Genomic DNA, 12,428 nt, shown 5'->3' with positions numbered 1-12,428 from the left:
TCTTCACAGCTCTTTTCCTCCTTTTCGTGCAAGATAGAGGAAGAACGGAACCCCAATTAAGGCAATCAATGCACCAATCGGCGTTTCATACGGAGGATTAATCATCCTTGCCCCAAGATCGGCTAGAACTACTAAAAGAGCACCAAGTACAATTGAGCAATGAATAATCCACCGGTAATCAGGACCGACCAGCAAACGGGTAAGATGTGGAACAATCAACCCGACAAAACCAACTGCACCTACAACTGATACAGCAGCCCCAGCTAAAATGAGCACAATGAGCATTCCAAACACTTTGATGGTCTTTGTTTTTTGACCAAGTCTATCGCCACTTCGTCCCCCAGGCTTAATAAGGTGATTGAGCGGGAAAGAATCACTGCGCCAATCATGGCCGCAAGTATCCAAGGAGACATGATTTGAAGATGGATCCATTTCGTACCAGACACTCCGCCCGCATACCAAAAAGCCAAATCCTGACCAATGCGAAAATAAAGTGCGACCCCCTCGCTAAGCGCGCCCAATAATGCGCTTACTGCTGCCCCGGTAAGCACAAGACGCATAGGTGTCAAACCGCCGCGCGATATCGAACCGACTCCATACACAATTCCGGCACCCAGTCCAGCACCCAAAAAGGAAAACATAATCAGATATATATACGGTAATCCGGGGAAAAAAGCGAAGCAAAGTGCAAGCATAAACGCAGCACCCGCATTAAGCCCCAATAGGCCAGAATCAGCCAGCGGATTTCGGGTCATTCCTTGCATCAGTGCCCCGGCCACCGCAAAACAAGATCCCACCAATGCAGCACCAAGAACACGTGGCATACGTATTTCTCGTATAATTTGATGGGGTGTTAAATTCAGGATTTAAATTAAACACAGCCGCCCACACAGTGGCTAGCTGAATGTCCGCGGCTCCAAATGAAATCGAAAGGCCAATTGCAACCAGTAAAAAATTCCTCCAAATAAAATAACAATTGCCATAATCGGACGTGAATGTTTTTTAACTTCTGTTAACTTTTCTATTTCTGCAGCAACTTCAGCTGGAGTAGACATGTATTTCCTCCTTCAAACCAAACTCTCTCTTTATTTGTTTGGTTCTTCTTCTTAAGAACGCATACTTCATATTTAATTATAGGTGAACAAGGGTTAGTTGTTTTTCTGACACAATTGATAGGAAAGACATATCGGATTGTGACTAAATGGACATGTTGCGATGCTAGCGTCTATATTAAATACACTTTGCAGATTTGAGCAAGTCATCACTTTTTCTGGTGTTCCCTCCATCATTAATGTACCGCCCTTCATGGCAATCATATAGTCGGAGAAGCGTGATGCATGATTTAAATCGTGAAGCACCATGACAATTGTCCGACCTTCCTCCACGTTTAGGCGCTGTAAAAGTAGTAAAATATCCAGTTGATGTGCTAAATCCAAATAGGTAGTCGGTTCATCCAGAATAAGTATTTCCGTACCCTGTGCAAGTGCCATCGCAATCCATACGCGCTGTCTTTGTCCACCCGATAAGGCTTCAATCGGACGATCCTTAAACTCATTTAATCCAGTTACATCCAATGCCCAGTATATATATTCATAGTCTTCTTTTTTTAAAGAGCCGAAACCACTTTGATGAGGAAAACGACCATAAGAAACGAGTTCAAAGACAGAAAGTCCACCCGGTGCCTCGGCTGTTTGTGGCAAAATAGCCATCTTCTTCGCAACTTCTTTCGTCTCCAACTGATGAATCGCCCGCCCGTCAAGATAAACGGCACTGCTTTTCGTTTTTAAAATCCGCGAAATGGCCTTCAGCAGAGTCGATTTCCCACAACCATTCGGTCCGATGATCGTCGTGATTTTTTCTTTAGAAATAGACACACTTAAATCATCAATAATAAGAGTGTTTGAAAAGCCAATTGCAACTTGATCTACTTTAAATGCTGTCATTTTTTATACGTCCTCCAATTATAAATCATAATTATCAATCTTTAAATTTTGTGTTATATACTCATTTTTAATTGATAATGATTATCAATTAAAAATGAGTATACTAAATAATTTCTCATCCATTGTCAACATATATTGAAAAAAATCGCATACCAGAAACATTTCTCAATTGAGTATCCGTATTTTTGATTTAGTTGGATAATAACCCACAAAAAAGACAGTCAAAGGATTTGCTCTTCATGACTGTTTTTTTGATTTTTTAATTCCTTACATTTAAATACTGCAGTTTAACGGTATTTTATAAATTCACTCATTTCAATTCAATTCCTTAGTTTGGGTTCCAATCGAATCTCGAATATTTTTAGAATCTGGCATCGTTCATGAATGGATCAAGTTGGGTCGCACTCAATACTTTCACCAGGCGATATGCTATTCTTGAACAAATACATTCCAACAGTCAAAAAGATTATCGTTGTTAAGTTTTTAAGATAAATTTTAAAGGAGGATGCTGAATGGAGATTAGACAGTTAGAATATTTTCTTATGCTATGCAATGAACTTCACTTTACCAATGCCGCTTTTAAACTAGGAATTTCTTAGCACAACAATGGAGCGAAATTTCCAATTCCTTTACGGCAAATTCCTGATTAACTTTTAAGGGGGGGAAGGGTTCTATCGAGGTGCGAAAGTTGAGAATCTATATGCTGGAACTAGAAAGAAAAGTCATCGGATTGTTTTCTCAATCCAATGACTTTTATATTCTCTCCCTATACGACTAATTCACCAGAACAGTGTGTTGCACAGGCACCCCAAAATGCATTGGGATTGTACTAGTAACAAATACTAGATCCAAATATCATTGGCAATTGTTAATTCGGATTCAGTACCGCCAGTGTCAACTACGCACCTTTAGGCCCCAATAACATGATATGGCATTCCTTTTCGGATGAAGGCTTAACTTCGACTCCCTTTCGGACAATATACATTTCCCCCTTGGAAACTTTAACCTGACCATCACGAAAATCAATGAACAGCTCCCCTTCGAGCGCGATATAGACTTTATCCGCATCTTCATGAGTGTGCCATTCAAAATCCCCATCAATTTTAACAAGTTGAAATTGATAGTCATTCATTTCTGCAATGACCTTCGGAGACCAAAGATCATTGAATTTGGATAGTTCTTCATGCAGTTTAATAGATTGGTAATCCATATTAATCACTCCTTATTGTTGTTTTCACTATACTTTTTGCTCTCCTTATTCGGTGTCTAAAGCAGATATGGCTGATGGACTGTTACTATCCATCACAGTTCGTATAATTGTTTTTAGCGTCTTTATCATGACGACGTATACTTTTTTACTGATAGCACGGATTAAACTATCGAACCTGATACAATATCTAATTATTTAACGCACAGGAATGTTTTAAAAACTTTTAATAAGAAGACGCTTCTTGTTATTCGTCTCCGTCACAGGTACACGCAAGGGCCAACCAGCATCTCTATTTACCATTCGAATGTTGCACAAGACTGATTTCGATGAAATGCTTCTCGATTGAATCCTATCGCGTGCATATTGCTAATTAAAAATACTTGTACTATGAAGTGGTTGGAGTCTCGCTTTCGGATCTATATGTGCTTTCGCATGATTCACAGCTATAGGTGCTTCACCTAGTCCAGTTGCGATTAACTTCACTTTTCCATCGAATGTCGTAACGTCACCTGCTGCATAGATACCTTCAATATTTGTTTCCATACGCGTATTGACCTTGATTGAATTTCGTTCTAATTCAATACCCCATTCTTTCAACGGACCAAGTGATGAAATATTTCCGTAATTGACAATAAGGTGATCAGCTGGAACCCACTCTTCATTACCATCTCGGGATGCAAGCATAACTTTGCTAACCTCTCCGTCTGCTCCTTCAATTTCTTTCACAGAGAATGATGTTTTTACATTTACTCTTGATTTCATCAGCTGATTTACACTTGTTTCATGAGCAGTAAAACGCTCTCTTCTGTGAACGAGCGTAACGGATGAAGCTAGATTTTCAAGCATCAGTGACCAATCTACCGCTGAGTCACCACCACCACAGACAACTACTTTTTTATCTTTAAATATCGAAAGGTCTTTGATTCCATAATGAAGTGTTTTCCCTTCAAACCGCGTTTCATCCTTCAAGCCAATTTTTCGTGGTTGAAAAGCGCCAATTCCTGCTGTCAACAGAATTGCCCTCGTTAAATGAACACCTTTATCAGTTGTAAAAATAAAATGATCTCCATCACGCTCCGCAGACAAAGCCGTTTCACCGAGCACGATTTCCGGCTTTGCATAATGTGCCTGCGTCACAAGGTTGGCAACAAAATCTTTAGCCAGAATCTTGGGAAATCCACCGATATCATAGATATATTTATCCGGATAGAGTTCGATGAGTTGGCCCCCAAGTTGCGGCAAGCTATCTATAATTTTTACTGACATTTCCCTCATACCTGCATAAAACGAAGCAAAAAGGCCCGTCGACCCACCTCCAACAATTGTAATATCAACGATTTCCTCCTTCATCTGCAAACACTCCAATCTACATAATTTGACGCCCCTGGGTCATTCCTTTAAATACAAATAGTGAATTTCATCCAGTTTTTCATCGTAGTCTACTTGGAGATCATGCCCATCAAAATACCATAAGTCTGTCTCTTCAATGAAAAATAAAACTCCCTCTTTCTCATAGCTTGCAACTACATGACTTGGTGTATCCCTTGTAAATCCTAAAGAAAATCCAAGTTGAACAGGGCTTGAACCCCCATATCTTGCATGGAATTTGACCGTATCTCCTCTGTTCAAACCAACTTCTTCTAGCAGCCAATGTATGGCATGATTGGTTACAACTAATTTCATACAATCCACCCTCTAATTGAAGTTTTGTTAGCTACTAAGCAACTCCAAAGTATTCCTTTGCTTTAAGAATGTATGCTCGCTCCTCCGCAGGGACATCATCTTCATAGTAGATGGCTTCAACAGGACAGACAGTTTCACAGGCACCACAATCGATACATGTATTTGGATCAATCAGAAACTGATCATCGCCTAATGTAATACAATCCACTGGACAAACCTCTACGCAATCTGCCGCCCGTTCCGTTATACACGCCGAAGTTATAAAAAACGTCATTTTAAAAACTCCTTTCATATTATTTAATAATCTTTTTTCTGATTTTTGGATAAGCCAAAATCATTTTCAAAAAAATTAATAGAAATATTAATAGCAATAAGAGATTTACAACCCAATGTGTAATGCCAAACACATCAAAAAGAGTGTAAAGCATAATTGGATACGTCAATGCATATACGGTCATTTTCCATAAAAGTTGATACGCTAATTTTCTTTTAATAATTGCTCTAATTAATATACCTATTGATGCGAGCAGTAAAATACCTACGATTCCCAAAAGGATTATGAATAATGAATAATGAATAAATAGTTAAGATTAAAAAAGACTCTTTTCCAAACTCCCCGCTATTTAAAGAGTTGCTAATTAATCGTACTCCATTTGGAAAGGAAATAAACAAATGAAGTAAAAGTATGTAGATTAGAAAGTCTTTTGTTTTTACACGATTCAATTGAAAAACAGCACGTTGACTTGGCAATAGGCTTAGTTTCAATGCATGTAAAACACCCATACTACTCCCCCAATAGATACTTCTAACAGAATGAAACGTTAATTTTCATGGAAGTTTTCTGGCAATGCTTCCATCTTCCTTCCGTGGTAAACGAGTGGCCTTTTCTTTTCAACAGTGATTTCGGATATCTCTCCAATTAAAATTGTATGGTCTCCCGCTTCAATTTGTTTAAATGTCTTGCATTGCAACGTGGCCATTGTACCTTTTATAATAGGTAGTTTGTATTTCGAAAGATCCCAATCACAATTCACAAACCGATCTTGATTACTAGTCCGACTTGCGAATAAAGAAGCAATTTCCGCTTGATTGTCGGCTAAAATATTAACCGCAAACTTATCTACCTTTTTAAATGCTTCATATGTAGAAACCCTTTTATCAATTGACCACAAAATAAGCAGTGGATCTAATGATACGGACGCAAACGAATTCACCGTTAATCCAATCGGGGCATCCTCTTCATCGATTGCCGTAACAACCGTAACACCAGTAGGGTAATTTGCCATCGCTTCTTTAAAAGAATTGACTTTATCAAAATTAATTTGCATTTTCTCACTTCCTTAACTGTAGTTGACCCTTTAACTCTTCAGTGGACCGCTGCCAGTATCCTGCATCATATTCTTTTAGATATACTCTTAATATGCTCAACGATTGCTCGTCCATATGAGAAAGGATGATTTGACTTTTTAACGACTTATCCATATGGTTTACATGTTCGGGTAAAGATTTGTACCCTAACTTAATGCGACGTTCTTCCCTCGACACTAATACCTCACAAGCTGTTGCACCTGAATAATAAGGACCTGAACCACTATTTTGAAGCGTTAGCCACACAATCCAATAGCGTTTCGGATTCAGCCCTGCATGTTCTTTATCGGGTTTGAATCGGACCTTTTTTTCTATCTTGCTTTTAGCATGCAAAGCATCCATATCAATAAAAATGTCATTTTCTTCAGGGTCTATGATGACTGGAGTAACATTATCAAGACTAATTGTACCGATACCAAATCCGCCATCCCCATCGGTGGAATCACCACTTAAAATTGTAAAGGACATCTTTTGCTTATTTTCTCGTTCTGGCAATGATGGTTTTCCTCCTTCACTTTATAATGAACAAGATAAGAGCCTAAAAGGCATCTTATCTTATAGATATCTATTATTTATTCAATGCTTCTTCATATTTAGTGGAGACTACATCCCAATTAATAATCTTAAAGAAGTTTGAAATATAATCAGGCCTTCTGTTTTGATACGCCAAGTAATAAGCATGTTCCCAAACGTCTAATCCCATAACAGCAATTTTGCCTTCCATAATCGGATTGTCTTGATTTGGAGTACTCGTTACATCGACTTGTTTCTCATTATTGACGACTAACCAAGCCCACCCAGACCCGAATCTTCCTGTTGCAGCCTTAGCAAATTCTTCCTTGAAATTATCAAAACTACCAAAACGCTTGTCAATAGCTGTTGCTAAATCACCAGTTGGTAGATTGTTTTCTGTAGGGGTGGTAAGTACTTCCCAAAATAACGAGTGGTTTAAATGTCCACCCCCATTATTTCTAACAGCTGGTTGAATTGATACAGGTAGCGCGTCTAGATTTGTAAGAAGTTCTTCTAATGTTTTTTCGCTTAACTCTTTATGCCCTTCAAGTGCAGCATTTAGATTATTTACATACGTTTGATGATGTCTTCCATGATGAATCTCCATAGTTTGCTGATCAATTACTGGTCCTAATGCATCAAAACCATAACTTAGTGCTGGTAGTGTAAATTTCGTCATTTAAATTCCCCCAAAGTTTTTTGTTCACTTCTTATACTTAATATACCTTTTAGTATAAGAAGTGTGTATTATGATAATAGAATAAGTAATCCGCTAAAGTCAACAAATTTACCTCAACATACTTATTCTTTTTTCTTGGAAAAGCAACTGAAGAAAAAAAGGCAGTTAGATTATAACTTAGCCCTTCTTTTAACAGATAAGCTATCCTCATTAAATTTGATAAGAAAATGGCAATGGTTATCGCCATCAGCTTTGCAACTTGTTCGTTCTACACTATTCGTATTTAATACTTCTTTAAACATATTTGTCTCACAATTACATGCTTGCTTAAAACTTTTAGATACCTCAAAGATAGGGCAGTTATGCTCAATTAATTCAAACTGATTGTCGTCTATTTTAATGACATCAGCCATATATCCTTTGTCAATTTGAATATCTTTCAACGTCTCAATCATCTCTTCATTTGAATAATTGTGTTTCATATAATCCGAGTATTTACCAGCTAGTCGTTTACTTCTCTTTTCAAATAGACGATCGATTATTTCATCCCCTTGAATTTCCATAAGATCATTCAGAAAATCAACAGTAAGATTATCGTAATTTTTAGGAAAGAGTACATCTGCTTGCTGTGTTAATGAAAAAACTTGAACAGGTCGACCTAAGGGTTGTTTTATTTCAGCTATATGAATAAAAGAGTCTCGTTCAAGAATATTAAGATGCTTTCTGACCGCCATTTCTGTAATTTCTAATGCTTGAGCCATTTGATTTACTGTCATTTCAGTTTCTTTTTTTAATAAATCAAGTAATTTATCTTTTGTTGTTAAACGAGCGTTCTTCATTTTTTCACCTCCGGAGTCCAATATCTTATCATAGCAGGGAAATTTCACAACTTGTAGTAAATTGACTTCTCACCCGAAAATGACTCATTTTATAGCAAGGAGTCACAAGATACCCTCAATATCGTTGAGGCTTATTAAGATCATTTGATATCTAGAGTATCGGTAAGGTTAGCTATTATAATGGGATGTGCGAGATGAAGATTTTTCACACAATTACCCAAGTAAAGATGGATTTTAATCTGTGGATCAATACTAGTTTCCGCCTCAGTTAGATGAGGTAAGATAAAATGTAAACGAGCACAATATCCCAGATACTCATTTCACTTTATCCAGGAGAAAATACGAAATATGTGCAAAGATTGCTCAATTTATACCAAACTTTTTCCCGTAAACATTTTTACAAAAATGGTTTTTTTGATTTAATTTCCATTTTCTTCTTCTTAATGTATGCTTAGTTTTTTAAAAAGAGTTGGAAAACTGACTTGCTTGTGACAAATATAGATTTAAGATATAATTTAATTATTCATAAAATAAAGGAATCAGACAACTTTATAATTTAGTGTTCAACTGCCCTATAAGAGGAAAGGAAGTGAATGAATAAGTAGATATAGAACCTGCTTATTCTTTAAGTATGATTCAATATAAAAAATGTAGCGAAGTAGAGATAGATTTGGTGTATGAAGCTTTCCAAGTTGGTTATGTCGATTATATGATCAAATTCGATATTTCAAAAGAGGATTTTATAAAAAGATTTTTTGGTCTAGAAGGGAATCGCTTAGAACATTCTTTTATTGCGATGAGCAATCATGAACCCATCGGAATCATTCTTGGTGGTGTTAAAAATTATGAAGGAATCCAAACAATGCGCTGCGGAACGTTAGCAATACATCCTGAATTTAGAGGCATGGAGATTAGCCATAAACTTTTTGAACTACACAAGGAAGAAGCATTACTCAACGGATGCCAACAACTATTTCTTGAAGTAATTGCTGGAAACGAAAGGGCCATTCAATTTTATAAAAAGTTAGGCTATGAAAAAGTATATGATTTATCTTACTATAATTTGAAGGACGTATCGCAATTAATAATGAAAAGCGATGAAGATATAGAAATTAAGCAAATCCAGTTTAATGAATTTCAACAAGAAATGAAGAAGTGGCTGAATTTCCATATGAATTGGCAGAATGATATTGATTACATGGAGAAATCAGTGAATAATACATATTATAGTGCTTATTTCAACACCGAATTATTGGGTTGTCTTTGTGTAAATGCAAGTGGAAAAATAAGCTTTTTATTTGTAGACAAAGAATTTAGGGAAAAAGGGATTGCTTCTTTACTGATTCAGACAGCATGTGAAAAACTACAACTTTTAGATCTTTCCATTGGATTTCCTAATAACAGTTTGTTAGAAGGATTTTTAAAGAAACTGCATTTTGAAAAAGGCTCCTTGACACAATATGAAATGTATCTTGTTTTATAAAGTTAATCTTCAATCAGTAGGGAGGTTCTTCATCCCCTACTGATTATTAGTTTAACCATTCCGCCGCACTTCGGACAGTTGACTCCCCACTTAATCTTCTTGTTTCCTCAAACAATTGAAGTGGGGGTCTTATTGCCCGTTAATGCGGGATAATCTTATAATATAGCCGACTGAAGTAGTTTAGGCTCTTTATATCCGAAACTACTTCAACCAGAATCTCAAAGGGGAAAGCGAAGGTACAATGCCTTCCCCAACCCTTCAATTTTTCAAAATAACAAAATGGAAAATTGGTTAGCTCAATCTCTTTATGATTTTAATGATTTTCAGTGCACTTATTTTATGACTTCCATAAATTCCTTAAATTTTTCAACGATTTCTTTGGATTTCGTATGGTGTAAATAATGTTCTCCTTCCATTGTTATCACTTTTCCATGTATAGACTCTTTGACTTGCTCTTCATGTAGTGAAATCCACCCTTCAGTCTCTGTATCATTCGCTTGTAAAAAGAAAATAACAGGAAGACTTTTCGGGAATGCTAAATTTTCAGCTGCTTTAAAATTTGGAAAAAAATTTTCCCCTTCACTTAAGTTGTTGGGATTAAACGTGTTTTTGAGAGAAAGAATTCTAATTTGTTCTCTTGTTTCATCATCAACTGTTGGGGTAACAAGTTGGTCAGGACTTAGTTTCATTAGCAATCTGAAGAACCCTGACTTTTTGAGAATTTTATAAACTTCTGTTGGAAATTCATCATCTGTACCGCCTTGCGTTGGAACACTACTGTCGATCCCAACGAATGCACTCACTTCGTTTGGATACTTATTCACATAATCCAGTCCATAAATACCTGCAATGGAGTGGCCCATTAGCGTGTAACGGTCAATATTAAGTTGCTGTAAAGCTTCGTGAATTTCACTTACAATATTTTCCGTCGTTCGCTCTTTTTCACTTTCATCACTTAAACCATAACCGAAAGGCTCAATCACAACAACTTTGTAAAATAGGGATAACTCATCTATGAGCGGTTTAAAGTCTAGTGCTGGTGATGCTGTTCCATATCCTGGAAGTAGAACGACAGTTTCTTCGCCTTGTCCTTGAATCAACACATTCATATTTTTTCCATCGACGACCACGGATTGACCATAAGATTCTATTTTTCCCTGCTCCGATTTGTTGCTGATTAGATTAACTATAAAAACAATGACTAGAAAAAGAACGATTAATATAGCTATAACTCCTATGGATTTAAGTATGATCTTTGACGTTTTTTTCATCATGTATGCACGAGGTTGTAGGGCGACATTTGAAGCTCGTTTTCTACCTGTACTCGTGCCTGCCCTCCTTCTTATTTCCAATATTTTTCCTTGGTTACACAATGAAGAAGTACTCCATGTGACGACAATATGAACAAGCAAAATAATGGTACAGCGTCACAAGCAAGGAAGCTTTTCAATGCCCTGATTTTATGTCCTCCATAAACTCTTTAAATTTTTCAACGATTTCTTTGGATTTCGTATGGTGTAAATAATGTCCCCCTTCCATTTTCATCACTTCTCCATGTACAGAATCTTTGACTTGCCCTTCATGCAGTGGAATCCATCCTTCTACGCCCGTATTATTCGCCTGTATAAACAAAATAAGAGGAAGATTTTCTGGGAATGCCAAATGTTGAGCCGCTTTAAAATTAATAGAAATATTTTTCATTTCATTCAAGGTAGTGTCATTATTCGAGTTTTTATTCGAAATCAGTCTCATTTGTTCTTTTGTTTGATCATCAAATGCTAGTCCTGCATATGGGTCGTCACTTAGTTTCTTGACCAATCTTAGAAGACCTGATTGTTCAAGAAAGGCGAATGCCTTTATCGGGAATTTAACATCCATACCAGGTTGCGTTGAAACACTGCTATCGATTCCGACGAATGCACTTACCTCGTTTGGATACTTATTCACATAATCCAGTCCATAAATACCTGCAATGGAGTGGCCCATTAGCGTGTAACGGTCAATATTAAGTTGCTGTAAAGCTTCGTGAATTTCACTTACAATATTCTCCGTGCTTCGCTCTTTTTCAGTTTCATCACTTAATCCATAACCAAAAGGCTCGATCACAACCACTTTGTAAAATGAGGATAATTCATCTATGAGCAGTTTAAAGTCTAGTGCTGGTGACGCTGTTCCATATCCTGGAAGTAGCACGACAGTTTCTTCGCCTCGTCCTTGAATCAACACATTCATATTTTTTCCATCGACGGTTACGGACTGACCATAAGATTCAATTTTCCCTTGCTCCGATTTGTTGCTGATTAGATTAACTATAAAAACAATGGCTAGAAAAAGCACGATTAATACAGCTATGACTCCCATCGATTTAAGTATGATCTTAAACGTTTTTTTCATCATGTATGCACGAGGTTGTAGAGCGACAATTGAAGCTCGGTTTCTACCTGTACTCGTGCCTGCCCTCCTTTTCATTTTAATTCCCTCTCATTGTTTCTACCACTATCTTCTCCTGTTCCTCATTTATTTATTGTGCTACCTTAATGAGATGTTAAGGTAAGTTTATACGACGAAGATGGACCCTATGTGACGACAATATGAACGGAGTATGAACAGGCAAAAAAATACTACTGCGTCACATGCAAGGAATCTTGCACATGATGCCGTAGCATGGAAAAAAAGGTTTAGACAATCTGATTGATGCTATATTAATCTA

General features: G+C 37.0%; 12 protein-coding genes and 2 pseudogenes. 1 reads left to right on the top strand and 13 read right to left on the bottom strand.

Annotation, left to right across the window (positions count from 1 at the left end):
* Positions 1 to 3: 3 nt before the first annotated feature.
* The 11 genes and pseudogenes from H7992_RS05415 to H7992_RS05365 form a co-directional block, all read right to left on the bottom strand.
* Positions 4 to 1,055: pseudogene (locus H7992_RS05415) on the bottom strand (FecCD family ABC transporter permease).
* A gap of 93 nt (positions 1,056 to 1,148) precedes the next feature.
* On the bottom strand, positions 1,149 to 1,943 hold the full coding sequence (locus H7992_RS05410; protein ID WP_187046884.1) for an ABC transporter ATP-binding protein: 795 nt from the start codon (positions 1,941 to 1,943) through the stop codon (positions 1,149 to 1,151).
* Between the two features lie 842 nt (positions 1,944 to 2,785).
* Positions 2,786 to 3,153 (bottom strand): annotated as a pseudogene (locus tag H7992_RS05405) (cupin domain-containing protein).
* A 366-nt stretch (positions 3,154 to 3,519) separates the two neighbouring features.
* Positions 3,520 to 4,503 (bottom strand): NAD(P)/FAD-dependent oxidoreductase, encoded by a 984-nt coding sequence (locus H7992_RS05400; RefSeq protein ID WP_187046883.1) that lies wholly within the window; start codon positions 4,501 to 4,503, stop codon positions 3,520 to 3,522.
* 39 nt (positions 4,504 to 4,542) lie between these two features.
* A complete protein-coding gene (locus H7992_RS05395) occupies positions 4,543 to 4,836 on the bottom strand; it encodes a HesB/YadR/YfhF family protein (protein WP_187046882.1) in 294 nt (97 codons plus the stop codon).
* Positions 4,837 to 4,870: 34 nt separating this feature from the next.
* Complete coding sequence (locus H7992_RS05390; protein WP_187046881.1) at positions 4,871 to 5,110, bottom strand: ferredoxin family protein; 240 nt, start codon at positions 5,108 to 5,110, stop codon at positions 4,871 to 4,873.
* Between the two features lie 19 nt (positions 5,111 to 5,129).
* On the bottom strand, positions 5,130 to 5,387 hold the full coding sequence (locus tag H7992_RS25025) for a DUF1189 family protein (protein ID WP_187046880.1): 258 nt from the start codon (positions 5,385 to 5,387) through the stop codon (positions 5,130 to 5,132).
* 270 nt (positions 5,388 to 5,657) lie between these two features.
* Positions 5,658 to 6,164 (bottom strand): flavin reductase family protein, encoded by a 507-nt coding sequence (locus H7992_RS05380; protein WP_255428600.1) that lies wholly within the window; start codon positions 6,162 to 6,164, stop codon positions 5,658 to 5,660.
* Positions 6,165 to 6,168: 4 nt separating this feature from the next.
* Positions 6,169 to 6,672: a YwhD family protein gene (locus H7992_RS05375; RefSeq protein WP_187047799.1), complete on the bottom strand. Its 504-nt coding sequence runs from the start codon at positions 6,670 to 6,672 to the stop codon at positions 6,169 to 6,171.
* A 100-nt stretch (positions 6,673 to 6,772) separates the two neighbouring features.
* Entirely contained in the window at positions 6,773 to 7,396 is a 624-nt protein-coding gene (locus H7992_RS05370) for a superoxide dismutase (RefSeq protein ID WP_187046879.1), read from the bottom strand.
* A 170-nt stretch (positions 7,397 to 7,566) separates the two neighbouring features.
* On the bottom strand, positions 7,567 to 8,235 hold the full coding sequence (locus H7992_RS05365; RefSeq protein WP_187046878.1) for a helix-turn-helix transcriptional regulator: 669 nt from the start codon (positions 8,233 to 8,235) through the stop codon (positions 7,567 to 7,569).
* 631 nt (positions 8,236 to 8,866) lie between these two features.
* Here H7992_RS05365 and H7992_RS05360 point away from each other — a divergent pair.
* Positions 8,867 to 9,718, top strand: coding sequence for a GNAT family N-acetyltransferase (locus tag H7992_RS05360; RefSeq protein WP_187046877.1), 852 nt, complete (start codon positions 8,867 to 8,869; stop codon positions 9,716 to 9,718).
* Between the two features lie 332 nt (positions 9,719 to 10,050).
* On the opposite strand, the gene H7992_RS05355 is transcribed toward H7992_RS05360, so the two are convergent.
* Positions 10,051 to 10,992: an alpha/beta hydrolase gene (locus tag H7992_RS05355; RefSeq protein ID WP_187047798.1), complete on the bottom strand. Its 942-nt coding sequence runs from the start codon at positions 10,990 to 10,992 to the stop codon at positions 10,051 to 10,053.
* 172 nt (positions 10,993 to 11,164) lie between these two features.
* A complete protein-coding gene (locus tag H7992_RS05350; protein ID WP_187047797.1) occupies positions 11,165 to 12,115 on the bottom strand; it encodes an alpha/beta hydrolase in 951 nt (316 codons plus the stop codon).
* Positions 12,116 to 12,428 lie beyond the last annotated feature (313 nt).

It is taken from the genome of Sporosarcina sp. resist (assembly GCF_014302295.1).
Lineage (GTDB): Bacteria > Bacillota > Bacilli > Bacillales_A > Planococcaceae > Sporosarcina > Sporosarcina psychrophila.
This window is presented reverse-complemented; position numbering and strand designations above follow the sequence as displayed.

Excerpts from the sequence above, each read along its gene's own strand:
- H7992_RS05410 (WP_187046884.1), bottom strand. The coding sequence starts at position 1,943 with ATGACAGCATTTAAAGTAGATCAAGTTGCAATTGGCTTTTCAAACACT.
- H7992_RS05380 (WP_255428600.1), bottom strand. The coding sequence starts at position 6,164 with ATGCAAATTAATTTTGATAAAGTCAATTCTTTTAAAGAAGCGATGGCA.
- H7992_RS05400 (WP_187046883.1), bottom strand. The coding sequence starts at position 4,503 with ATGAAGGAGGAAATCGTTGATATTACAATTGTTGGAGGTGGGTCGACG.
- H7992_RS05360 (WP_187046877.1), top strand. The coding sequence starts at position 8,867 with ATGATTCAATATAAAAAATGTAGCGAAGTAGAGATAGATTTGGTGTAT.
- H7992_RS05355 (WP_187047798.1), bottom strand. The coding sequence starts at position 10,992 with ATGATGAAAAAAACGTCAAAGATCATACTTAAATCCATAGGAGTTATA.
- H7992_RS05375 (WP_187047799.1), bottom strand. The coding sequence starts at position 6,672 with ATGTCCTTTACAATTTTAAGTGGTGATTCCACCGATGGGGATGGCGGA.
- H7992_RS05350 (WP_187047797.1), bottom strand. The coding sequence starts at position 12,115 with ATGATGAAAAAAACGTTTAAGATCATACTTAAATCGATGGGAGTCATA.
- H7992_RS05395 (WP_187046882.1), bottom strand. The coding sequence starts at position 4,836 with ATGAAATTAGTTGTAACCAATCATGCCATACATTGGCTGCTAGAAGAA.
- H7992_RS05390 (WP_187046881.1), bottom strand. The coding sequence starts at position 5,110 with ATGACGTTTTTTATAACTTCGGCGTGTATAACGGAACGGGCGGCAGAT.
- H7992_RS05370 (WP_187046879.1), bottom strand. The coding sequence starts at position 7,396 with ATGACGAAATTTACACTACCAGCACTAAGTTATGGTTTTGATGCATTA.
- H7992_RS05365 (WP_187046878.1), bottom strand. The coding sequence starts at position 8,235 with ATGAAGAACGCTCGTTTAACAACAAAAGATAAATTACTTGATTTATTA.